The sequence below is a fragment of the Streptomyces sp. RB17 genome, assembly GCF_009604455.1.
Classification (GTDB): domain Bacteria; phylum Actinomycetota; class Actinomycetes; order Streptomycetales; family Streptomycetaceae; genus Streptomyces.
Genome location: NZ_WEGL01000001.1, coordinates 234,749 through 257,565 on the forward strand (window position 1 = coordinate 234,749; position 22,817 = coordinate 257,565).

The 22,817-nt window shown below is 72.4% G+C and carries 20 protein-coding genes and 1 tRNA gene; 8 read left to right on the forward strand and 13 right to left on the reverse strand.

Annotation, left to right across the window (positions count from 1 at the left end):
- Nucleotides 1-316 precede the first annotated feature (316 nt).
- Nucleotides 317-1,576: a M6 family metalloprotease domain-containing protein gene (locus SRB17_RS01095; protein WP_153533805.1), complete on the forward strand. Its 1,260-nt coding sequence runs from the start codon at nt 317-319 to the stop codon at nt 1,574-1,576.
- A 375-nt stretch (nt 1,577-1,951) separates the two neighbouring features.
- Here the strand turns inward: SRB17_RS01095 and SRB17_RS01100 are convergent.
- From SRB17_RS01100 to SRB17_RS01130, 7 genes are all read right to left on the reverse strand, one after another.
- Nucleotides 1,952-2,025, reverse strand: a tRNA-Lys gene (locus SRB17_RS01100).
- Nucleotides 2,016-2,585 (reverse strand): bifunctional DNA primase/polymerase, encoded by a 570-nt coding sequence (locus tag SRB17_RS01105; RefSeq protein ID WP_153533807.1) that lies wholly within the window; start codon nt 2,583-2,585, stop codon nt 2,016-2,018. The genes SRB17_RS01100 and SRB17_RS01105 overlap by 10 nt, the downstream gene beginning before the upstream one ends.
- A 144-nt stretch (nt 2,586-2,729) precedes the next feature.
- Nucleotides 2,730-3,098 carry a hypothetical protein gene (locus SRB17_RS01110; protein WP_153533809.1) on the reverse strand — a complete coding sequence of 123 codons (369 nt, stop codon included), beginning with the start codon at nt 3,096-3,098 and terminating at the stop codon, nt 2,730-2,732.
- A gap of 85 nt (nt 3,099-3,183) precedes the next feature.
- The gene (locus SRB17_RS01115) at nt 3,184-4,521 is read right to left on the reverse strand and encodes an AAA domain-containing protein (protein WP_153533811.1); all 1,338 of its coding nucleotides are present in this window, start codon (nt 4,519-4,521) and stop codon (nt 3,184-3,186) included.
- Nucleotides 4,518-6,107 carry a hypothetical protein gene (locus SRB17_RS01120; protein ID WP_323374809.1) on the reverse strand — a complete coding sequence of 530 codons (1,590 nt, stop codon included), beginning with the start codon at nt 6,105-6,107 and terminating at the stop codon, nt 4,518-4,520. Before SRB17_RS01120 ends, SRB17_RS01115 begins: the two co-directional genes overlap by 4 nt.
- Complete coding sequence (locus tag SRB17_RS01125) at nt 6,098-7,327, reverse strand: hypothetical protein (protein ID WP_416237011.1); 1,230 nt, start codon at nt 7,325-7,327, stop codon at nt 6,098-6,100. Before SRB17_RS01125 ends, SRB17_RS01120 begins: the two co-directional genes overlap by 10 nt.
- On the reverse strand, nt 7,224-8,168 hold the full coding sequence (locus SRB17_RS01130) for a phosphatase PAP2 family protein (RefSeq protein WP_153533813.1): 945 nt from the start codon (nt 8,166-8,168) through the stop codon (nt 7,224-7,226). The genes SRB17_RS01125 and SRB17_RS01130 overlap by 104 nt, the downstream gene beginning before the upstream one ends.
- 185 nt (nt 8,169-8,353) lie before the next feature.
- Here SRB17_RS01130 and SRB17_RS01135 point away from each other — a divergent pair, with 185 nt between their 5' ends.
- Complete coding sequence (locus SRB17_RS01135; protein WP_153533815.1) at nt 8,354-8,950, forward strand: histidine phosphatase family protein; 597 nt, start codon at nt 8,354-8,356, stop codon at nt 8,948-8,950.
- A 19-nt stretch (nt 8,951-8,969) separates the two neighbouring features.
- Here SRB17_RS01135 and SRB17_RS01140 read toward each other — a convergent pair whose 3' ends face one another.
- Nucleotides 8,970-10,433: a hypothetical protein gene (locus tag SRB17_RS01140; RefSeq protein WP_153533817.1), complete on the reverse strand. Its 1,464-nt coding sequence runs from the start codon at nt 10,431-10,433 to the stop codon at nt 8,970-8,972.
- A 266-nt stretch (nt 10,434-10,699) separates the two neighbouring features.
- Here SRB17_RS01140 and SRB17_RS01145 point away from each other — a divergent pair, with 266 nt between their 5' ends.
- On the forward strand, nt 10,700-11,113 hold the full coding sequence (locus tag SRB17_RS01145) for a hypothetical protein (protein WP_153533819.1): 414 nt from the start codon (nt 10,700-10,702) through the stop codon (nt 11,111-11,113).
- A 75-nt stretch (nt 11,114-11,188) separates the two neighbouring features.
- On the forward strand, nt 11,189-12,058 hold the full coding sequence (locus tag SRB17_RS01150) for a spermidine synthase (RefSeq protein WP_153533821.1): 870 nt from the start codon (nt 11,189-11,191) through the stop codon (nt 12,056-12,058).
- A 28-nt stretch (nt 12,059-12,086) separates the two neighbouring features.
- Here the strand turns inward: SRB17_RS01150 and SRB17_RS01155 are convergent, their stop codons facing one another.
- The gene (locus SRB17_RS01155; RefSeq protein WP_153533823.1) at nt 12,087-12,593 is read right to left on the reverse strand and encodes a hypothetical protein; all 507 of its coding nucleotides are present in this window, start codon (nt 12,591-12,593) and stop codon (nt 12,087-12,089) included.
- Between the two features lie 99 nt (nt 12,594-12,692).
- Between SRB17_RS01155 and SRB17_RS01160 the strand changes: the two genes are divergently transcribed.
- The 3 genes from SRB17_RS01160 to SRB17_RS01170 all read left to right on the forward strand — a co-directional run bounded on the left by SRB17_RS01160 (nt 12,693) and on the right by SRB17_RS01170 (nt 16,393).
- Nucleotides 12,693-13,412, forward strand: a complete 720-nt coding sequence (locus SRB17_RS01160) for a response regulator transcription factor (protein WP_153533825.1) — start codon at nt 12,693-12,695, stop codon at nt 13,410-13,412.
- Nucleotides 13,409-14,788: a sensor histidine kinase gene (locus tag SRB17_RS01165; RefSeq protein WP_153533827.1), complete on the forward strand. Its 1,380-nt coding sequence runs from the start codon at nt 13,409-13,411 to the stop codon at nt 14,786-14,788. Before SRB17_RS01160 ends, SRB17_RS01165 begins: the two co-directional genes overlap by 4 nt.
- A gap of 132 nt (nt 14,789-14,920) precedes the next feature.
- On the forward strand, nt 14,921-16,393 hold the full coding sequence (locus SRB17_RS01170; protein ID WP_153533829.1) for a cellulose binding domain-containing protein: 1,473 nt from the start codon (nt 14,921-14,923) through the stop codon (nt 16,391-16,393).
- A 71-nt stretch (nt 16,394-16,464) separates the two neighbouring features.
- Here SRB17_RS01170 and SRB17_RS01175 read toward each other — a convergent pair whose 3' ends face one another.
- The 4 genes from SRB17_RS01175 to SRB17_RS01190 all read right to left on the reverse strand — a co-directional run bounded on the left by SRB17_RS01175 (nt 16,465) and on the right by SRB17_RS01190 (nt 21,228).
- The gene (locus tag SRB17_RS01175; protein ID WP_153533831.1) at nt 16,465-17,895 is read right to left on the reverse strand and encodes a GH1 family beta-glucosidase; all 1,431 of its coding nucleotides are present in this window, start codon (nt 17,893-17,895) and stop codon (nt 16,465-16,467) included.
- A gap of 98 nt (nt 17,896-17,993) precedes the next feature.
- The gene (locus tag SRB17_RS01180; RefSeq protein WP_153533833.1) at nt 17,994-18,878 is read right to left on the reverse strand and encodes a carbohydrate ABC transporter permease; all 885 of its coding nucleotides are present in this window, start codon (nt 18,876-18,878) and stop codon (nt 17,994-17,996) included.
- The gene (locus tag SRB17_RS01185) at nt 18,875-19,900 is read right to left on the reverse strand and encodes a sugar ABC transporter permease (protein WP_323374810.1); all 1,026 of its coding nucleotides are present in this window, start codon (nt 19,898-19,900) and stop codon (nt 18,875-18,877) included. The genes SRB17_RS01180 and SRB17_RS01185 overlap by 4 nt, the downstream gene beginning before the upstream one ends.
- Nucleotides 19,897-21,228, reverse strand: coding sequence for an ABC transporter substrate-binding protein (locus SRB17_RS01190; protein ID WP_153535509.1), 1,332 nt, complete (start codon nt 21,226-21,228; stop codon nt 19,897-19,899). Before SRB17_RS01190 ends, SRB17_RS01185 begins: the two co-directional genes overlap by 4 nt.
- A gap of 369 nt (nt 21,229-21,597) precedes the next feature.
- Here SRB17_RS01190 and SRB17_RS01195 point away from each other — a divergent pair, with 369 nt between their 5' ends.
- Nucleotides 21,598-22,653: a LacI family DNA-binding transcriptional regulator gene (locus tag SRB17_RS01195; protein WP_153533835.1), complete on the forward strand. Its 1,056-nt coding sequence runs from the start codon at nt 21,598-21,600 to the stop codon at nt 22,651-22,653.
- Nucleotides 22,654-22,817: the final 164 nt, after the last annotated feature.

The window sequence follows — 22,817 nt, forward strand, 5'->3', positions numbered from 1 at the left end:
CGCTCCCGCAGTGCACTCGATCGATGTCCGTGCCGGAAAGTGTGCCGATCATAGAGGCTGGCCCCGGGCCCTTCCAGCCACTCTCCAGTGTCCCGGACGGAGCACAGTTTCTGACAGATCGTTTCTGCCCGCACCTGGACGGGCTGTTGAGGCCCCCGACCAGTTGTGACGTTCAGTGAGTGTTTCGGGGTGTCGGGCGCCGGAGCGCGCCGGCGCGCCGGAGGGCGCGCTCACCCTTGTGGTGCAGACGAACAGGGCATAAAGCAATAAATAGCAGCAATCTGGATGCGCGTCCCGCGAACCGCGTCCGGAGGTCATGTCCGTGCCCAAGCTGCGCAGCACCGCCGCCGTGTGCACCACGCTGTCGGCGCTCGCCGCGACCTCGATCCTCACCAACCCGTCGGCCGCCGAGCCCTTCTCCACGACGCCCTGCGTCCTGCACCGGACCGACGCCCACCACTCCGAGGGCGTGGACACCTGGAACGCGGACTACACCCGCCCGGCCGGCAAGGTCGACGCCGTGATGGTGTTCCTGTCCTTCCCGGACGCCAGACCTCGCACCACCCCCGCCGAGCTGGCCGCGGACCACTTCCCGGCCACCAGCCGCTACTACCAGCAGGCCTCCTACGGCAGGCTCACCCTTCGCCCGCACCCGTTGAAGCGCTGGCTGCGCATGCCCCGGCCGTCCACGGCGTACGCCATGAAGCGGGACTGGGACATGGCCGACCGGGCCGCCTATCTGCAGGACGCGTTCGCGGTGGCCGACAAGGCGGTCGACTTCTCCCGCTACCAGGTCGTGTACTTCGTCGCCGATCCGGACGCGCCCGGCGTCGACTCGGACGCCACGAAGGTCGTGAACCTCGACACACCCGTCCATGTGGACGGCGTCGACGTCCGCCGGGTCGTCACGGTGTTCGAGAAGCACCCGCCGGACCGCCTCGTCCTCGCCCATGAGACCGGCCATGTGTTCGACCTGCCCGACCTCTACCACCGCCCGGTCGACGGCAAGGGTGACTGGGACACCCATGTCGGCGACTGGGACCTGATGGGCAGCCAGTTCGGGCTGTCGCCGGACCTGTTGGCCTGGCACAAGTGGAAGCTGGGCTGGCTGGATCCGCGCCAGGTGGTGTGCGTGCGCGGCGCGCGGCCGACCCGGCTGACCCTGGAACCGCTGGAGGCCGGCCCCGGTGTCCCGGTGCAGGGTACGGCGGGCGCCCCGGCCTTCGGCCTCGGGCACGGGGTGAAACTGGCGATCGTGCGCACGGGTCCCGACAGCGCCCTGGGCTTCGAGGCGCGCGGTGCGGCCGGCAACGACCGGGCAACCTGCCGGGAGGGTGTCCTGGTCTACCGGATCAGAAGCGGCGCGGAGTCCGGCGGCGGCCCGGTGGAGGTCGTCGACGCCCACCCGCACACCGAGGCCTGCTGGGAGAAGTCGGTCTACCCACCCCTCGCCGACGCCCCGGTCGCCCTCGGCGAGAGCTTCACCGTGCCCGGCGAGGACGTCCAGGTGGAGGTGGAGGGGAGAACGGCCTCGGGGGCGTGGACGGTCAGGATCACTCCGGAGATCACCGGCTGACGTCCGCGCCTACGGCTGCCGGCCCGGTGCGTTTCCTGTGTGCGGTCGCCGGGCCGACGTGTCTTCGGTCGACGGTCACCGAGCCGGGGCGCTTCCGGTCGCCGGCCCGGTGTGCTCCCGGCCGACGGACGCCGGCCCGGTGTGCTTCCGGCCGGCGATCACTGGCCCGGCGCGCTTTCGATCTGCGACCACTGGACCGGCGCGTATCCAGCGCCCCGGCCACCGGCCCGGCGCCCTCCCGGCCTACGGCCACCGGACCCACCTGATGGGGGGTGTGGGTGGCGAAGCCCCCACAACGCGCGGCGAAGCCGCGCAAAAACAGAGATGGCGAGGACCGTCCGCGCCTTCCGCGGACATGCCTCGCCATCGCCATCGTGCGCCGCCAGGGACTCGAACCCCGGACCCGCTGATTAAGAGTCAGCTGCTCTAACCAACTGAGCTAGCGGCGCCTGCTGACGTCGTAGACCTTAGCATCCTGGTCGGCGGGAGGAAAAATCGATATCCGCACCGCCGCGCGGGCCGCCCGTACGGCCGCCCAGAGGACCACCTCCGGGCCCGGCAGCCAGGGATGACGCGTGTCCGGGGCGACCAGCCAGCGGGACTCGCCGGGGGTGTCGCAGGCGGCCGGCGCCGGGACGGTCACCGCGTCGCCCGTGCCGTGGCACAGCAGCGGCGGCACCGCCTCCGTACGGTTGGAGCCCCATTCCTCCCACGCCAGCAGCGAGGGCAGCCGCTGGGCTGTGCCCGGCGCGGCGAACAGCAGTACGCGGCCCCGGAACACCGCGACCGGGCCCGAGCCCGGGCCGTCGTCCCACAGCCGGTCCAGCATCCGGCGGCCGAAGATCGCCGGCGCGCTCACCACGTCGAAGACGGTGCCGCAGGGCAGGACCACCGGGGCGTCCGGGCGCTCCTCCCACAGGGTCAGCGTGCTGCGCGGGTACGTGGCCGCCGAGGCGAGCCAGGTGACGCCGTCGGAGGTGACGCGGGTGACGTTCGGTGCGCTGCTCATGCCACCCAGATGTACCGGGCGTGAGCGGGCGGTTCTTCTGAGTTGCCGAAAATCGGGACAGAGACGGTGGGGGAGGAGTATCTTGCCCGCCTGGCATATGCCAGACGGGTTACTCAAGGGATTCGGGTTGACGCGGCCGCGGGGTCACACGGGATCGGGGGACGTCCGTCCCTCGGCGTTCCCGCGCATCAGATCCCGGCCGAACTCGACCATCCTCTTCGCGTAGTCCTCGGTCCACTCCGCGCGCTCGGCGATGTCCGCCGCGGTCAGCCGGTCGAACCGGCGCGGGTCGGCGAGCTGGGCCGCCGCGACGGCCTGGAACTCCACGGCCCGGTCGGCGGCCGCGCGGAACGCCTGGGTCAGCTCCGTGGCCCGGGACAGCAGCGCCCGCGGATCCTCGATCGACTCCAGGTCGAAGAAGTGCTCGGGATCGCCGGCCGCCTCCGCGGGCTCGAAGATCAGAGGCGCGGGGCGTAGCCGCGGTTCGTTACGACGCGGCGTGGGCTCCGCCATGTCCTGTCTCCTCCTCGTACGGTTTCGCTGGGCACCGCCTTCAGGTGGGCCACCGTCCATTGTCCCGCGCCCCCGCAAGAGGCCCTCAAGTCCACCGGCTCACCCTGTGCTCCGCCAGATGCGCGAGCACCGCGTGGTTCGCCTCCCAGCCGTCGGGAAACTTCACCAGCGTGCCCAGCTGGACCGGTTCCGTGGAGGGGTAGGCGTCCAGGAGGTCGCCGACGCCCGCGCGGCAGACCACGATGCAGGCGTGGCGGTGCCGGGAGGCCAGGACGCACAGGCGGCCGGTCTCCAGATGGAAGGCGGTGGCGTCGGGGCGACCGGAGAGCGGGTGCAGGACGACCGTGACGTCGTACTCCCGGCCCTGGAGACGGTTCGCGGTGTCCACCGTTACGTCCGTCACGCCCAGCTCGGCGAGCGCCGTGCGCACCGCGGCCGCCTGGTCGCGGTGGGCCGTGCCGACGGCGATGCGGTCGGCCGTGAGCGGGGTGGGGTCGTCCGAGCGCTCGGAGAGCGCCGCGCCGCCTCTGTCCAGCAGTCGGCGTACCACCGTCGCCACCGCCCGCACCGCCTCCGGGTCCGTGCGCGGGGTGTGCCGGGCGGGCAGTTCCAGCAGGCCCCAGCCGGATTCCGCCGCCTCGTCGATCACCTGGTCCGGGCCGGAGCCGTCCGAGCGGACCGCGAAGGTCAGCTGGCGGTCGCCGTGGCCGGTGCCGCTGCGGAAGGGCGTGTACGGGTAGAACGCGTCGGAGACGAGGGGCGCCGCCGACGCGGGCAGGCGCCAGGAGACCGGGAGGCGGTGCTGGGGAAGGCCGGGGTTGTGGGCCAGCAGAGTGGTCACGGCGGACGCCGAGGGGTCGTACGACAGGCCCGCCCACTGCTCGCTGCCGACGATCGCGAACGGGTCCAGCTGCCCGGGGTCACCGACGAACAGCGCCCGCTCGAACAGGCCCGCCACGGCCAGCAGGGAGTCCGAGCGCATCTGGTACGCCTCGTCCACGATCGCGTGCCGCCACGGCTCGTCCACCGTGACGTGCGCCCACTTCGCGGCCGTGGACAGGACCACCTGCAGGCCGTTCAGGTCGGCCGCCTTCGCCGACGTGCGGACCTGCGGCAGGTCGTCCAGCGCCTTGTCGTAGGGGTCGGTGTCACTGCTGTGCAGGCGGCCGACCGGCAGCTCCGGGTTCTTCTCGGCGAGCCGGAGGACAAGGTCGTCCACCTGGGCGTTCGTCTGTGCCACCACCATCAACGGGCGGCCCGCCTCGGCCAGTTCGAGGGCCGCGCGGACCACGAGCGTCGACTTGCCGGCGCCGGGCGGGGAGTCCACGACCACACCGCGCTCGGAGCCGTGCAGGGTGTCGTGGAGGATCGCGTCGGTGGCGCGGGCGGCAGCGGCTCCGGGGTCGAAGTCGACCGTCGTCAAAGTACGTCCTCCTCGGTGATGGGATCGGCGGCCTCCGACACGGCCTCACCGGGCGGGCCGCCGTGCGTCCACGGGGTCTCCTCCGGGTCGGGCAGCTTCGCGCCGCCGCGCTGCTCGTGCTCGAAGAGGGTGAAGCAGATCCGGTCGCCCTTCTCCGGAACCGAACCGGGCTCGGGCTCCTTGCCGCGGCCCATCTTGTCCAGGACGCGCAGGACCAGGACGCCTTCGGTCTCGTAGCCGACGAACTCCGCCGACTGCGGTTTGCCGCCCAGCGAGCGGTACGCCTTCGCCCGCTCGGCGAGATGCGGCCGGTCGTCCGTGCGGACCGTCACCAGCGGGCGCGGGCTCGGCCGCTTGCCCTCGCTGTACGCCATCACGACGTCGGTCACCTCGCCCGCGAACGCCTCCCCGGCCAGCCGCCGCCCCGCCATCACCAGCGGGTCGTCCAGCGCCTCCTGCGCCTCCAGCCGGGCCTGCTCGCGCTCGCGCGTGGCCAGCTTGTTCGCCGCCGTCACCGCGTCGTCCCGGCGCGGCTGCGGCGGCTCGCCCGCCAGCACCCGGTCGCGGTGCCCGGTGAAGGACCAGCGGTCCCGGGTCCAGCGCTCGGCCACATGCGCGCCCTCCGGCAGCGCCCGCAGCAGGTCCAGGCCCCGCCACACGGCGTCCCAGGTGGGCCGGGTGCGGCTCGCCACCAGGTCGCGGACCTCCCGCTCGGCCGCGGTGAGCGCGGCGAGCCGGTCGTCGGCGGCCAGGGCGTCCTCGGCGGCGGCGAGCGCGGTGCGCGCGCGGTCGTAGCGTTCGATCGCCGGGGCCAGCAGCTCGTTGTCGAACGCCGGGTCGGTGGCGGGACCGGCCGGCGGGCACAGCAACTGGCCGGCGGGGTTCCGCGCCAGCTCGGCCCGGCGCGCGGCCTCGGCGCCGGATTCGCCCTCCGGGGGGTCGATCCAGGCGAGCAGCGCGCCCAGGTGCTGGTCCTCCAGGCCGGACTGGCCGGTCGCCCAGTGCCGGGACAGCACATCGGTCAGGGCGAGCAGGAGGGAGGAGCCGGGGACCCGGGACCGCTCGCCGTAGTGGGTGAGCCAGCGGCCGAGCAGCGGCACCCGGGGCGGCGCCGGATGGGGGGTCTGCGGGTCCTGCTCGGCGGTACGGCGGAACCGCATCGAGCGGCCCAGCAGCCGCACGAAGTCCAGGCCGGCCCGGCTCGGCACGATCAGCTGGGCGGCGTCCGCGCACAGCTCGACCTCGACCTTGACCCGCTTGCCGGTCTCCGGGTCGGTCTCGGTGCGCTCGGCCGCCTCCACGGACCCGGCACAGGAGTCGATGTACGGCAGGACGACGTCGGCGAGGTCGGCGAGGAAGGAGAAACGCAGGTCGCGGTCGCGGGGCTGCGGGACGACCAGCAGGCGGGGCGCGTCCCGGTCGGTGCCGACCAGCGCGCCGAGCGGGGCGCCCGCCTCACCGGCGGTGGTGAGCGGCACGAACACCAGCGGGCGTGCCGACAGATGCCGGTGCCGGACGGTCGCGGCGGGCTGGGCGCGGCCGCTGCTGACGGCCTCGAGCCGGGCGAGGGTGGCGATCAGGGACACGGGGCGACCTCCCGGTGGGCCGCGTCCGTCAGCGCCTCCGCACGCGCCGGTGGTTCCGCGCTCGCCAGCGCCTCCGCGCGCAGGGCCGCCGCGCGGCGCAGGGCCGCGACCGCCGGGTCGTCCGGGTCGCCCTGCTCGCCGTGGGCCGCCGCGAGGACGTCCTCGACCGTGGTCAGACCGCCCAGCTCCGCGCGCAGCGGCCGGCCCAGACGGGTGACGGCACCCTCCTCGCGGGAGCGTTCCCGGCAGTGGAAGGCCAGTTCGCACGCGGAAAGGCACTCGGGTGCGTACGTCGCCGGGACCGCCGCCACGGCCTCCGTCAGCTCCTCGGCACCGCGGTCGGGTGCGAAGCAGGTGCCCTCGGGCAGGGTCCGGGCGATCTCCTCGATCCGGGTGAGCCGGGTCAGCTGGCGGGCGGTGACCGCGCGCTGCTTGCGGATGTCGACGGCGGACGCCGCGGGCAGGTTGGAGAAGTCCTTCGGGCACACCAGCAGGATCCGGTGCCGTACGACCGGAACGGCATCGAGCCGCGCGGCGACCTCCTCCAGGGCCAGCACGTACACCGCCGCCTGCCGGGCCGCCGCGCCGACCTTCGACGGGTCCGCCGAACCGTCCAGCATCGGGAAGGACTTGATCTCCACCACCGACCAGCTGCCGTCCGGGTGCACCACCACCGCGTCCGGCTCCAGGAAGGCGAGCGAGCCGGCCACGTCCAGGGCGAGCATCGGGTGGTCCAGCAGCGTCCAGCCGCCCGCCCGCGCGGCCTCGCGCAGCGCCAGCGCCGTACGGGCCGCACGCCCCTCGGGGCCGTGCGCGCTCAGGTCGGGTACGGCGGCCCCCTCGGGCGGTGCGGCGCCCGGGTCGAGGCGGGCGTGCGCCAGCCGCAGCAGCTCCGCGCCGCCGTCGGCCTTCACCTTCGCCTCGAACGCGTTCCCGCGGGTCAGCGCGAACTGCGACTGGCCGAACGCGGACGGCGCGCCCAGCGCGCTCGCCAGCCGTGCCTTGTCCACCCCGGCGCCGTCCAGGATCGCCCGCCGCGCGCACCCGGGGTTCGCGGCGAGCGCCGCGAGGGCGCGCGCATCCAGGGCCTTGGCCGGTACGTCGGGACCGCGCAGCTCAGCGAGCCGGTGCCGCAGCCCCTTCGCCCGCGTCGCTGGGGGAGGCGTCCGGTTCGGCCCCGGCGTCGAGCCGCGACTCGCGCTGCCGTGGAATTCGCTCACCCGCGGAAGTCTGGCATCCGCCACTGACAATCGGGGAACCCGTGCCGTCCGTGACCGGTGTGCGGCGCGGGAACAGGCGGTCCCGGACCAGGTCCGCGACCCGCGTCACGCGCGGCGCGAGCAGCAGGCCGACGCCCATCACGGCGACGCCCGCGACCGCGTCCAGGAAGTAGTGGTTGGCGGTACCCATCACCACGAGCGCGGTGCCCAGCGGATAGAGCACGCCGAGGATCTTCGCCACGCGCGTGCCGCCGTGCCGCCACAGCATCACACCGCACCACAGCGCCCAGCCGACGTGCAGGCTCGGCATGGCCGCGTACTGGTTGGTCATCCCGCCCATGCCGCGCGGCGCGCTCGCCTCGCCGCCCCACCAGCCGTACGAGCTGTAGTGGGCCATGGTGTCCACGAAGCCGTGGCCGTCGGACAGCAGCCGGGGCGGGCAGGTCGGCAGCAGGGTGAAGCCGATCAGGCCGATGAACGTGGACGTCATCAGCCAGGTGCGGGCCCGCCGGTAGTGCTCGGCGCGGGTCCGGAACAGCCAGACGAGGAGGGCGGGCGTGATCAGGTAGTGCAGCGAGGCGTACCAGAAGTCGGCCGGCACCCCGAGCCAGGGCTCGCGCGTGAACAGCCGGTTGAGCGGGTGCTCGGCGTTGAGGTCCAGGACCTTCTCGATGCGCAGGATCGCCAGGCCGTGGTCGACGGCGGAGGAGACGTCCCCGCGGGCCAGGAGGCGGCCGGCCGAGTAGCAGCCGTAGACGAGGAGGATCAGAGGCAGCTCGGTCCACCAGCGCAGCCCGGTACGCGGGACCCCTTCGGTGCCCGGTGTCTCGGTCTGCGGCATCTGATCGCCCTCCCCCTTCTGCAGTACGGCGCGCCCCCTGGAGGGCGACCGTGCCACTTTACGGTGTCCGTATCCCGCCCCTGAGGGCGCTCCGGCCCACAAAGACGCCGAGATCGCCCCCCAGGTTGCCCCGACCGGGGGTGAGCGATGATGGGAGGGTCCCTTCGCTTCCGGAAAGGTCTCTCATGGCACCGCGCATCCTGCTGGCCCGGCACGGACAGACGGAATGGTCACTGTCCGGCAAGCACACCGGCAGGACCGACGTGCCCCTGCTGGAGGAGGGCCGGCGGGGAGCCAAGCTGCTCGGCGAGCGACTGCACCGGGCCCCGCTGGACGGGCTGCCGGGGGCCGAGGTGCGCACCAGCCCGCTGGTGCGCGCGCGTGAGACGTGCGAACTCGCCGGTTTCGGCGACCGGGCCACCCCGTGGGACACGCTCATGGAGTGGGACTACGGCGCGTATGAGGGCATGACGCCGGCCGAGATCCAGGCGGTGCGGCCGGGGTGGCTGATCTGGCGGGACGGGGTGCCGGAGGGTGAGAGCCTCGCCGAGGTGACCGCACGCGCGGACGAGGTGGTGGCCTGGGCCCGCTCGGCCGACCGCGACGTCCTGGTCTTCGCCCACGGCCACATCCTCCGCTCCATCGGCGCGCGCTGGCTGGGCCTCCCGCTGGACTTCGCGGCCCGGATACGCCTGAACCCGACCTCGCTGTCCGTGCTGGGCTGGGCGTACGGGGAGCCGGCGATCGAGAGCTGGAACGACCTGGGGCACCTGGCGGGATAGAAACACTCTCCCGTACCGCCTACGCCCGCCCCGTCCTCGGCACCGAAGCATGCCGGTCGAGGAACTCGGAGACCCCCGAGGCGCGCCGGTGAGGCAACAGCACCCGCGCCGTCCCCGCCAGCATGCTCTGGATCCGTGAGGACTGGACCTGGTCCAGCAGCGACAGCACCTGCAAGCCCGCGGCGGCCGCCTCGTCCGGCCGCCCCTCACGGGCCAGGTCGTCGGCCAGTTCCGCGGTGTAGAGCGCGATGTTGCGCGTGAAGTGCGGATCCTGCAGATGCGCCGCACGGCGCGCGTGCCGGGCCGCCCGCCGCCAGTCGCCCAGCATGGACCAGCACTGCGCCTCCAGCCCCTCCAGCTCTGCCTCTCCGTAGAAGCTCATCCATTCGGGGTCGGCGTCCGAGCGGCCCCGGGTGAAGAGGGCCTGGGCCCGGACGAGGGCCTGTTCGCAGGCGGTGCGGTCGGCGAGCCCCGCCCAGCCGCCGGCCTCACGCAGCGCGAGCAGGGACATCAGGCGGGCCGAGCCCAGTGGAGCGGCGGCGCGCTGGGCGGCCTGCGCGGCGCGGACCGCCTCGCGGGGGCGGCCCGCGTCCCGGGCCAGGAACGCGGTGTTGCAGAAGGCGTGCGCCTCCAGCCCCGGATCCCCGGTCATCCGGGCCGTGGCCAGCGCCTCCGCGTAGTGCGAGCGTGCGTCGTCGAAGCGGCCGGAGTCGTGCGCCAGCCAGCCCACGGAGATCGCGAGTTCACCGGCGCCCGAGTGCAGCCGTTCGGCGGTGGTCTGCCGGGTCGCGCCGGCGTCCAGCAGCGCGTAGGCCGCGCGCAACGGAGCCGCAGCGCGCCGGTAGAGGCCGTCCGCGCCGTGCCGGTCGTCGAGCAGCCGGATCCGACGGACGGCCTCCTCCAGGGCCAGCGCCTCCGGGGTTCCGGGCCGGCGAGCGGTCCGGACCGCGGCCGTGGCGTCCGTGGTGAGCCCCAGCGGGCTCAGCGTGGCGGCGGCCACGGTGGCGCCGCCGCCGGTCATGAATGCGCGACGCAGCACGTCGCTCTCCTCGTGGTTCAGATGGTCTTTCACGTACGGTTCTGGTGCGCCGCACGGGTCTTGCGTGTCATACGGTTCGAAGGCCCCCCGCGACTCACCGGGCGGCTCCGCGGCACCGGGTTGCCCGGGCACCTCAGCCGCCGGACGCGCCGCGCGGCCGCGTACGGCCGAACGGGGCGCGAAGCCGAGGTCGGTGAGGGTGCGGCCGGGGAACATGTGCAGGAACACCCGTTCGTAGGCGTAGTTGGGGCAGCGGATCTCGCCCGCCTCGACCCTGCCGACGTACCGCGCGTCACAGCTCACCCGCTCACCGATCTCGCGCGCGGCGCGTCGTACGAGCGCCGCGAACTCGGCGGGTGAGCGCCTGCCGCGCAGTCGCCGGAAGGCGAGGTTCGGCCGGGGTGGCCGTTCGGGCTGTGACGCGGTCTCGGTTGACGACGCCATGGCCGGGTCCTCTCGTGCGAACCGTCGAACCATGCCGGATCCGGGGCGGATTCGGGACGAGTTGTCCGAGTGACGCCCTGGTTCCGGCGGGCATGAACGTACCTGCTGTGAAGGACCCGCCACGCTGTGTTTGGCTACAAACCGGATATCTCATCCACGATCTGCCATGAAGTGCCATCCTTTGCGGCGCACTTGTGCCGTAGCCGTTGACGCGATCGCGCGTTGGAGTCGATGGACCGCAACAGGGCTGTGTGGTGGAGGCCGGCATGGAGACCAGGGAGTCCAGCCAGAGCAACGAACCGTGTACGTCGCCGTCGTCGGCCGAGGGGGACGCGTCGGCCTGCGACCTCGTGACGGTGCCGGCCCGGCAGGGATTCGAGGCGGTCGACATCCTGCGGCGCGGCGCCGGTGAGGCGATGGGGCCCGTGCTGCACGACGGCGGCTGCGCCACCCTCGGCTTCCTGGTTCCGGCCGGCACGGCGGCCGGCTGGGACGTGCCCGGCAGCACCTGTACGGAGACCGACGGGCGCGGACTCAGGCTGAACCCCGAGCCGCCGGTGAAGGGCTCCGACTGGCTGCTGCCGCCCGGAGAGGCCGACCTCGCCACCGACCCGGTGGTGCTGCGCCGGGCCCTCGGGGAGGCGGCCCGGATGATCGAGGCGGCCGACGGCTGCCAGTGAGGCGGCCCGGGCCCGCCACCGGAGCCGGCGGCCGCCGGGGCGGCGAGCGGCCCGAGGGCCTGCGAAAATGGCCGGATGGGCAGGTCCAGGAGCACACGGCGCAGGTCGGCGGCCGTCGAAGCCGTCGTGGAGGCGGTCGACGGCGGGCTCGCACAGCTCGTGCCCGACCCGGACCGAGGCCGCGCCTGGACGCTGCTGATCGACGGCGCGCCCCAGTCGCACGTCGACCTGGACGACCCCGCGTATCTCTCCTTCGAGTACCAGCGCCGTCTCGGCCATGTCATCGACCTCGTCGCCCCGCCCGGCAAGCCCGTGCACGTCGTGCACCTCGGCGGCGGCGCGTTCACCCTCGCCCGGTACGCCGCCGCCACCCGCCCCCGCTCCACCCAGCAGGTCGTCGAGCGTGACGCGACCTTGGTCCAACTGGTCCGCCGGGAGCTGCCGTTGGATCCGAACGCGCGGATCCGGGTCAGGTCGGCGGACGCCCGTGAGGGCCTCGCCAAGGTGCCGGACGGCTGGGCTGACCTGGTCATCGCGGACGTCTTCAGCGGCGCCCGCACCCCGGCGCATCTCACCTCCACCGAGTTCCTGGACGAGGTCCGCCGGGCCCTGAAGCCGTCCGGGGTCTACGCCGCCAACCTCGCCGACGGCCCGCCGCTCGCGCATCTGCGCGGCCAGATCGCCACCGCCGCCGCCCGGTTCGCCGAACTCGCGCTGATCGCCGACCCGGCCGTGCTGCGCGGCAAGCGGTTCGGCAACGCCGTCCTGGTCGCCTCCGACGCCCCGCTCCCGGTCGCCGAACTCACCCGCCGCGCAGCCTCCGACCCGCACCCGGGCCGGGTCGAACACGGCAGGCCGCTCACGGACTTCACGGGCGGCGCGGCCCCCGTGACGGACGCGGCGGCCGTGGCCTCGCCGGCCCCGCCACCGTCGGTGTTCCGGTGAGTCCATCGGCGCGCACCCGGGTTCGGGCTCAGTAGTTCCCGACGTCCACGTGCGGCGGCCCGTCGTGCCAGGTGCACATCACCGACACCCGGTCCGTGCCCCTGGTGAACTCCACCCGGATCCACGTCTCGGTCTTCCACACCTGCATCGACCAGCCGGTCCCGGGCGTCGCCGAGACGAGGGTGGCGCTGGACGGGCCCAGGTCGAACACGGCCCGGCCGCCGTCGGTGTCGTACGACTTGACCTGGCCCGACCCGGACGCGGAAGCGGTGGGGGAGGTGCTCGGTGTCCGGACGGGTGTGGGGGTCGGGGCCGGCCGCCGGGGCGACGCACTGGTGGACGGGGACGGCCGGTGCGTCGGCGAGGGCAGGGTCGTCGAGCCCTGGGCCGTGGCGTCGGCGGCCGTGACCGGCAGGGCGCGCGGCGGCTCGTACGCCGTCCCGGCCATCACCGTGTGCACACCCCACCACGACAGCGTGACCGCCGCTCCCGTCGCGAGCAGCCACGCCAGTACGTGTACGAGTCCTCTGCGCATCGCAGGCCATACTGCCCCAGGGGCACCGCCGCGCGCACATGCCCCGAGTTGTCCACAGGCGCCCGCCCGGTGTGGGCCGCATGGCGTACGGTGCGGCGCATGGCAAGTGTGCTCGTGGTCGAGGACGACCAGTTCGTACGCTCGGCGCTCATCCGGCATCTGACCGACGCCGCACACACCGTGCGCAGCGTCGGTACGGCACTGGAGGCGCTGCGCGAGGTCGCCCATCTCCGTTTCGACGTGGTCATCCTGGACCTCGGACTGCCGGACCTGGACGGCTCCGAGGCGCTGAAGATGCTGCGCGGCATCACGGATGTCCCCGTGATCATCGCCACCGCACGGGACGACGAGACGGAGGTCGTCCGGCTGCTCAACGCCGGCGCGGACGATTACCTGACCAAGCCGTTCTCCGTCGAGCACCTCTCCGCGCGGATCGCGGCCGTGCTGCGCCGGGCCCGGCCGGGAGGCGGTGAGGCCCCGCCGTCCAGCGTCCTGCGCGTCGGCGGCCTGACCGTCGACCCGCTGCGCCGCCAGGCCGAGCTGGACGGGGTCAGCCTCGACCTCACCCGCCGCGAGTTCGACCTGCTCGCCTTCCTCGCCGGCCGCCCCGGGGTGGTCGTCCCGCGCAGGGAACTCCTCGCCGAGGTCTGGCAGCAGTCCTACGGCGACGACCAGACCATCGACGTGCATCTGTCCTGGTTGCGCCGGAAACTGGGGGAGACGGCCGCCCGGCCCCGCTATCTGCACACGCTCCGGGGCGTCGGTGTGAAGCTCGAACCCCCGGCGGAACCCACTGTGGACGGGGAGCCGGTGCGATGAGATGGGCCCTGGTCAAGGTCTGCCTGGCGGTCACCACGATGGTCGTGGTCGCATTCGCGGTCCCGCTCGGGCTGGTCGTCAAGGAGATGGCCCGCGACCGGGCGTTCTCCAACGCGGAGCGGGAGGCCGCCGCGGTCGCACCCGCGCTGTCCATCACCACCGACCGGGACAAGCTGGAGCGGGTCGTGGCCTCGGCCGGCGCCGACTCCGGGATGGCCGTGCATCTGCCCGCCACCGACGGCGGCCCCCCGCTGGACCTCGGCCGGCAGCGCGCCGCCGACCGCGACATCCAGGCGGTGCGGCGACTGGGCCGGGCCTCCACCACGTCCGTCGCCGGTGGATCGACCCTGCTGCAGCCGGTCGCGCTCGGCTCCGGTGACATCGCGGTCGTCGAGGTGTACGTCCCCGAGTCCGAGGTGACCAACGGCGTCGGCACGGCCTGGGCGGTGCTCGCGGCCGTCGGCCTCGCGCTGATCGTCGGCTCGGTCGCGGTCGCCGACCGGCTCGGGGTGCGCATGGTGCGGCCCGCTCGTCGGCTGGTGAAGGGGGCGCACGATCTGGGCGAGGGCAAGCTGGGCGCCCGGGTGCCGGAGGACGGCCCGACCGAACTGCGGCTCGCGGCCGTGGCGTTCAACTCCATGGCCGACCAGGTCGTCCAACTCCTCGCCAACGAGCGGGAGCTGGCGGCGGACCTCTCGCATCGCCTGCGTACGCCGCTGACCGTGCTGCGGCTCAACGCGGCCTCCCTGGGCGGCGGACCGGCCGCCGAGCAGACCCGGGCCGCGGTCGCCCAGCTGGAGCGCGAGGTCGACACCATCATCCGTACGGCCCGGGAGGCCAAGCCGCAGACGGCCGCCCTCGGCCCCGGAGCCGGGTGCGACGCGGCCGAAGTGGTGCGCGAGCGCATGGAGTTCTGGTCCGCGCTCGCCGAGGACGAGGGCCGCAAGTGGCGGGTGGCCGGCGTCGAGCGGCCGGTGCGCCTGCCCGTGGCGCGCGCCGATCTGGCCGCCGCCCTCGACGCCCTGCTCGGCAATGTGTTCCGGCACACCGCCGAGGGCACGGCCTTCGCGGTCGACGTGCACAACGGCGAGGACGCGGTGATCGTGCTGATCTCCGACGCGGGCCCCGGCATACCCGACCCGGACGCCGCGATGGCCCGTGGCCGCGGTTCCGGTAACGCCGGTTCGACCGGCCTCGGGCTCGACATCGTGCGCCGGCTCGCCGAGTCCACCGGTGGGGACGTCCGGATCGGCTCCTCCGTGCTGGGCGGCACCGAGGTGCGGATCTGGTTCCAGCTGGACGGGCGGCGGCCGGTGCGCGGGCGGGTGCGAAGGCGCCGAACGGGCAAACCGGTCCTCACTGGTCTCGACCATTAATCGTCCCCGATCCCTTCCTTAAGCGAACCCTAAGGTCTGCAACGGCCGTCCCGATCAGGCCGTTTGTCCGATTCCGGATCGCTAGCGTGCTGCCGCACCTCACCCCCGTGAACAGCGAAGGCAGGCACGCGCATGAGCACGCACCGGCGCAGGATCAGTGGCAGGAACAAGGCGATAGGCGGTCTGGTCGCCGCGGCCGTGGTCGGCGGTGGTGCGGTCCTGCTCAGCGGCACCGCCAACGCGGCCGGTGTGAACGCGGCCTACACCAAGACCAGCGACTGGTCGACCGGCTACACCGCGCAGTACGTCGTCACCAACAACAGCGGCCAGACCGAGAAGACCTGGACGCTGGAGTTCGACCTCCCGGCGGGCGCGAAGCTCAGCTCGCTGTGGAACGGCGAGTCGAGCGTCAGCGGATCGCACGTCACCGTGAAGCCCGCGAAGTGGGACACCGAGGGCCTCGCCCCCGGCAAGTCGGTGACCGTCGGCTTCGTGGTCGACGGCAAGGGCGACCCGGCCGGCTGTCGTATCGACAGCGCGCAGTGCTCCGCCGACGACGGCGCCACGCCCGAGCCGAGCGGCCGACCCACCCAGTCCCCGTCCCCGGCACCCACCGCCACCCCGAGCAAGAGCGCCACCGCGACCCCGACCCCGACCAGGAGCGCCACCCCCACCCCGACCGCGAGCCGGACCACCGGCAGCGGCACCACCGCCTCCGCCGGCTTCGCCCCGTACGTCGACACCTCCCTCTACCCGGCTTTCGACCTGGTCGGCGCGGCCGACGCGACCGGGGTGAAGAACTACAACCTCGCCTTCGTCACCGACGGCGGCGGCTGCACCCCCAAGTGGGGCGGTGTCACCGACCTGACCAGCGACGCCGTCGCCGCACAGATCGGCTCCCTGCGCGCCAAGGGCGGCGACGTCCGGGTGTCCTTCGGTGGCGCCTCCGGCTCCGAACTGGCCACCACCTGCTCCTCGGCGGACGCGCTGGCGGCGGCGTACGGCAAGGCGGTCGACGCGTTCAAGCTGACCAAGGTGGACTTCGACGTCGAGGGCGGCGCACTGCCCAACACCACGGCCAACACCCGCCGCGCCCAGGCCATCGCCAAGCTCCAGGCCCAGCACCCGGACCTGGACGTCTCCTTCACCCTCCCGGTGATGCCCGAGGGCCTCACCCAGGACGGCGTGAACCTGCTGACGAACGCCAAGTCCAACGGCGTGAGGATCTCCACCGTCAACATCATGGCCATGGACTACGGCGCCTCGTACAACGGCGACATGGGCGACTATGCCCAGCAGGCCGCCACGGCCACCCAGGCCCAGGTCAAGAGCGTCCTCGGCCTGTCCGACTCCGCCGCCTGGAAGACGGTCGCGGTCACCCCGATGATCGGCGTCAACGACGTCTCCTCCGAGATCTTCAAGGTGGACGACGCCACCCAGCTGGTGAACTTCGCCAAGTCCAAGGGCCTCGGCGGCCTGTCGATGTGGTCCGCCGCCCGCGACAAGCAGTGCCCCGGCGGCGCCAAGAACTCCGCCGACCCCACCTGCAGCTCGATCGTCCAGGACGCGTTCGCCTTCTCGAAGGCGTTCGGCGCCCTCAACTGACCCTCATCCCCAGAGCTCCTGAAGAGGGGCGCGGCAATCCGGGGGGACTGCCGCGCCCCTCTTCAGGTGTGTCAGGCCGCCGACTCCACCCCGGGCAACGTCCCCGTCCGGGCGACCTCCCCGTACCACCGGGCACTCGACTTCGGTGTCCGCTCCAGTGTCGCGTAGTCCACGTACACCGCGCCGAACCGCTTGCCGTAGCCGTACGCCCACTCGAAGTTGTCCATCAGGGACCACAGGTAGTAGCCGCGTACGTCCGCACCGTCCGCGATGGCCCGGCGGACCTCCGACAGATGGCCGCGCAGGTAGGCGATCCGCTCGGGATCGTGGACGCGGCCGTCCGGGTCGGGCTTGTCGTCGTAGGCGGCGCCGTTCTCCGTGACGTACAGCGGCAGACCGGGCGCCTCGCGGGAGTACCGCAGAAGCAGGTCGTACAGGCCCGTCGGATCGATCGTCCAGCCCATCTCCGTGCGTTCGCCCGGCGTCTGGTGGAAGACCACGTCGTCGGCGCCCGGCCAGGGGGAGTGCTCGCTGACGCCGTGGCCGTCCGCCCGGGGGCCCTTGGCCTCGCCCGAGGCGGCCGAGACCAGGGCCGGGGTGTAGTAGTTCAGGCCCAGCGCGTCCAGCGGGACGTTGATCGTGCGGGTGTCACCGTCCAGGACGTACGACCAGTCGGTGATCGAGGCCGTGGCCTCCAGCAACGACGCGGGGTACGCGCCGTGCAGCATCGGGCCGTGGAAGACGCCGTTGGCCAGGTCGTCGATCCGGCGGGCCGCAGCGAGGTCGGCCGGGTCCTGGGAAAGCGGCCGTACCACCGAGGAGTTGAGGCTGATCGCGATCTCGTTGCGGGCCGGCATCACCGAACGGAGGGCCGAGGCCGCGAGGCCGTGGGCCAGGTTGAGGTGGTGGGCGGCGCGCAGCGAGGCCGCCGGGTCGGTACGGCCGGGGGCGTGCACACCCGAGCCGTAGCCCAGGAAGGCGCTGCACCAGGGCTCGTTGAGGGTGATCCACTGCTCCACCCGGTCGCCCAGCGCCTCGCCGACCAGCTGCGCGTACTCGGCGAACCGGAGCGCGGTGTCCCGCTGCGGCCAGCCGCCCGCGTCCTCCAGCTCCTGCGGCAGGTCCCAGTGGTAGAGGGTGAGCGCCGGCTTGATGCCGTGGGCGAGGAGTTCGTCCACCAGGCGGCGGTAGAAGTCCAGGCCGCGCTGGACCGCGGGGCCCCGGCCGGTGGGCTGCACCCGGGACCAGGAGACCGAGAAGCGGTACGCGGTCAGGCCGAGCTCCGCCATCAGCGCCACGTCGTCGCGGAAGCGGTGGTAGTGGTCGACGGCGATGTCACCGGTCTCACCGCCGGCCGTCCGGCCCGGCGTATGGCTGAAGGTGTCCCAGATCGAGGGGGTGCGGCCGTCCTCCCGTACCGCCCCCTCGATCTGGTACGCCGAGGTCGCGGCACCCCAGAGGAAGGCGGGAGGAAAGGTCACGGGGGTAACGGGTTCAGGCATGGAAGCGCTCCCATTGGGGGTCGTAGGAGACCTGGCGTAGTTGGCGGGGGGAGAAGGGGGCCGGGACGGCGGTGGCCCGGCCCCCGGAAAGGAGACCGTCAGCCCTTGATCGCGCCCTGCATGATCCCGCCCACGATCTGCTTGCCGAACAGGATGAACGCGATCAGCAGCGGCAGCGTGCCCAGGAGCGCGCCCGCCATGATCACGGCCTGGTCGGGGACGTACCCGGTGCCGAGCGAGTTCAGGGCCACCTGCACGGTCGGGTTCTGCTGGTTCAGGGCGATGATCGGCCACAGGAAGTCGTTCCAGGCGAACACGAACGTCAGCAGGCCGAGCACCGCCATGGCCGGACGCGCCGCCGGGAAGACCACGTGCCAGACGACCCTGATGCTGCTCGCCCCGTCCACCCGGGCCGCCTCGATCAGCTCCGTCGGCAGCGCCTGCACCAGGTACTGCCGCATGAAGAACGTGCCGAAGGCGGTGACCAGACTCGGCAGGATCACCGTCTGCAGCTGGTTGGACCAGCCGAAGTCGGACATCCACAGATACAGCGGTACGACGGCCAGCTGCGGCGGGATCATCATCGTGCCGATGGTCAGCAGGAGCAGCAGGCTGGAGAACCGGAACCGCAGCTTGGCGAAGGCGAAGCCGGCCAGGGTGGCGAACAGCACCGTGCTCACGGTGATCGTGCCCGCCACGATCACCGAGTTGAACATCGCGGTGCCCAGCCCCGCCTGGTCCCAGGCCGTCTGCAGGTTGGTGAACAGGTTGCCGCCGAACCACAGCGGCGGCGGCGTCTGGGCGAGGCGCCGGTCGGTCCGGGAGGCGGCGATCGCCGTCCATATCAGCGGGGCGAGGGAGACCAGCGCGAAGACGGTGAGCACGACGTACGTCACCGGGCCCGCGTGCAGCTGCTTGCCCGCGCCTATCCGGCCCCGGGGCCGGACCGCCTTCCGGGGCAGCGTCAGTTCAGTGGTCGTCATTGGGACTTCCTCAGCCGTCGGGTGAGCAGCAGGTTGACCGCGGCGATGATCAACAGGATCAGGAACATCGACCAGGCGATCGCGGACGCCTTGCCGAGGTTGCCGATGATCCAGCCCTGGTCGTACATGTACAGGCCGAGCGTCTGGTACTGGTGCTCGGAGCCGCCCTTGGACCCGCTGACCCCGCCGAACAGCAGCGGCTCGCCGAAGAGCTGGGTCGCGCCGATCGTCGAGACCACGACCGTGAACAGGATCGTCGGCCGCAGCTGCGGGATCGTGACGTGCCGGAACTGCTGCCAGCGGTTCGCGCCGTCGAGCGCCGCCGACTCGTACAGGTCGGTCGGGATCGCCTGCATGGCGGCGAGGTAGATCAGCGCGTTGTACCCCGTCCACCGCCAGATCACGATCGACGACACCGCGAACTGTGAACCCCAGTCGGACTCACGCCAGTTGATCGGGTTCACACCGAAGAAGTGCAGGATCCAGTTGACCATGCCGCCGTCCCACGAGTACAGCAGCGTGAACACCAGGGTCGCGGCGGCCACCGAGGTGGCGTACGGGGTCAGCATCACCACACGCCAGACGGTCGAGCCGCGCAGCCGGTAGTTCAGCAGATGCGCCAGCCCGATCGCGGCCAGCAGTTGCGGCACGGTCGAGATGACACCGATGGTCAGCGTGTTCTTCAGGGCGTTCCAGAAGAAGTCCGAGGACCACAGGTTCTTGTAGTTGTCCAGGCCCGCCCAGGTCTGGTGGTCCAGAGAGGACAGCTGCACGTCGTGCAGCGAGTACCAGGCCGTGTAGAGCAGCGGGACCAGCGTGAACGCCCCGAACAGGATGAAGAACGGGGACACGAACGCGTACGGCGACGCCTTCATGTCCCAGCGGTACAGCCGGCTGCGCCAGGAGTCGGCGCCCGCCGGTGTACCGCGACCGTGAGCGCCCCGGGCCGCGCCCGGCGGGGTGCCGGGCGCGGCGTCGGCGCTCGACGCGGGATGCGCGAGAGCCTGCTTGGAGCTGGTCACTGGCCGAGCACGTCCTTGATCTCCTTGGACGCCGCGTCCCAGCCCTGGGACGGCGACTTGCCCTTCTGCTCGACCTGGAGGATGCCGACGTCGGTGATCGCGGAGTTGATCGGCTGGTCCTTGATGCCGAAGTACTGGACCGGGATGGTCTTCGCCGAGTCGGCGAAGATCTGCGTGATCGGCGCGTTCGAGAAGTACGCCGTGGTGTCCGCGGCCGGCTTCAGGTCCGCGTACGCCGACGGGGTCGACGGGAAACTGGCCTGCTTGGCGAAGACCTTGGCCTGCTGCTCGGGTGCGGTCAGCCACTTGGCCAGCGCGATGGCCTCCTTCTGGTGCTTGCCCGCCGTCGGCACACCGAGGAAGGAGCCGCCCCAGTTGGCCGCGGTGGGCGCCGCCGCCACGTCCCACTTGCCCTTGCCGGAGTCACCGGACTTCTGCTCGATGTAGCCGATCATCCAGGCCGGGCAGGCGACGGTGGCGAAGGTGCCGTTGGCGTATCCCTGGTCCCAGGTCGGGTCGAACTGCTTCAGCTTCGCCGACATGTCGCTGGTGGCGACGTCCATGGCGACGTCCCAGGCCTTCTTCACGCCGGTCGACTTGTCCCAGACGACGTTGCCGTCCTTGTCGTAGTACCGCTCACCGCCGCCGCCGAGGGCCGCGTTGTAGACGGAGGCCGCGGAGTCCACGAACTTGGTGCCCTTCGGCGCCTTCTTCATGTACTCCTTGCCGACGTCGGCGTACTTGGCCCAGTCGCCCTTCCACATCTCGGCGAGCTTGGTCCGGTCGGTGGGCAGGCCCGCCTTCTGGAACAGGTCCTTCCGGTAGCAGATGGCCATCGGCCCGATGTCGGTGCCGAGCCCGATGAGCTTGCCGTCCTTGGTGGTGGCCTGGGCGTTCTTCCAGTCCAGCCACTGGGACTTGTCGGCCTCCTTGCCGAGGTCGACGAACTTGCTCGCCTGCGTCTGCACGGCCTCGGTGATGTTGCCGACCTCGATGGCCTGGATGTCGTCGGTGCCGGAGCCGGCCTGGAGGCGGGTGAGCACCTTCGGCCAGTACACGTCGGTGCGGGTGGTGACGTTCTCCTTGATGTTGATGTTCGGATGCAGCTTCATGTACTCGTCGTAGAGGCCGGCCTGCTTGTAGCCGAAGACGCCGAAGGTGCCGATGGTCAGCGTTGTCTTGCCCTTGCCACTGCCGTTTCCGCCGCCGGAGCCGTCCGACGAGCCGTCGTTCGAGTCCTTGGCGCAGCCGGCCAGCAGCCCCGTGGCCAACGCGGCAACGGCCGCGAGGGCCATCAGCCGCTGGGACCGGCGGATGCTCGTGCGCATTGCGTCCTCCTGTTGCCTGACGTGCCGACCCCCCGGCCAACTGCATGGATTGGGCCCGTTCGTACTCGCTGCGGCTCGGGCGGGGAACGTGCGGGATGTGTAGGTGCCAGGTAGTGTGGGAGCGCTCCCATGAGTGATCTGTTGAAGAGTCGCCGGTCCGGGGCGGGGTGTCAAGGGAGCGGACAGCGCAACTGTGTTCAGTTATCGGAGCGTTAACTGCGTGCCCCTGACGGCACTGGTAGACGATATTCAGCCGGTGCGGCATTCGAGGGCGAGGCAGGGGGTCCGGGGGCCGGGACGGTCACTGCAGCGAACGGTGCTGTTAGATTCCAGGCCAGCATCAGGAGTCGGTCGAGAGAGGCGGAGCCCATGGCAAGCCACGCAGCGCGGGGCCGCAGCGGGGGTCGGCCCACGCTCGAGGAGGTCGCCGCTCGGGCCGGGGTCGGCCGGGGCACGGTCTCGCGGGTGATCAACGGCTCGCCCCGGGTCAGCGACGCCACCCGCGCCGTGGTCGAGGCGGCGGTCGCCGAACTCGGCTACGTCCCCAACACCGCCGCCCGCGCCCTCGCCGCCAACCGCACCGACGCCATAGCGCTGGTGGTCCCCGAGCCGGAGACCCGCTTCTTCGCGGAGCCGTACTTCTCGGACATGCTGCGCGGTGTCGGCTCCGAACTCTCCGACACCGAGATGCAGCTGCTGCTGATCTTCGCGGGCAGCGACCGCGAGCGTCGGCGCCTCGCGCAGTACCTGGCGGCGCACCGGGTGGACGGCGTCCTGCTGGTCTCGGTCCACGCCGACGACCCCCTCCCCGACCTGCTGGCCCAGCTGGAGATCCCGGCCGTGATCAGCGGCCCCCGCTCGGCCGGCGAGACGCTCACCTCGGTGGACTCGGACAACTACGGCGGTGCCCGCTCGGCCGTGGAGCACCTGCTCTCCCGGGGCCGCACCCGCATCGCGCACATCACCGGCCGCCTCGACGTCTACGGCGCCCAGCGCCGCGTCGACGGCTACCGCGACGCCCTGCGTGATGCGGGTCACGAGGCCGAGGAACTCCTCGTCGAGCTGGGGGACTTCACGGAGGAGGGCGGCCGCCGGGCGATGTCCGTGCTGCTCGAGCGCCGCCCCGACCTGGACGCGGTCTTCGCCGGCTCGGACGTGATGGCGGGCGGCGCCCGGCAGGTGCTGCGCGAGGCGGGCCGTCGTATACCGGACGACGTGGCCCTCGTCGGCTACGACGACTCCGCCATCGCCCGCCACATGGACCCGCCGCTGACCAGCGTCCGCCAGCCCATCGAGGAGATGGGCCGCGCGATGATCGACCTCCTCCTCACGGAGATCGCCGACCGCCGCTCACCCGTGTCCCGGGATCTGGGACGGCAGCATGCGGTACTGCCGACGGAGCTGGTGGCGCGGGCGTCGTCGTAGGCCATCGCCCACCGGGCAGCGCGCGACGACTCGCCCTGGCCCGGCTGGGGGTGGGTGTGGGGACTCTCGGGAGACAGGCCGAGCCCGAAACGCCCCAATTTGGCCTGTATTTTGCGCGATTGTCTCCGATGCTCCTTCACGGCGGCGGGGAAGTGATCGTGTAC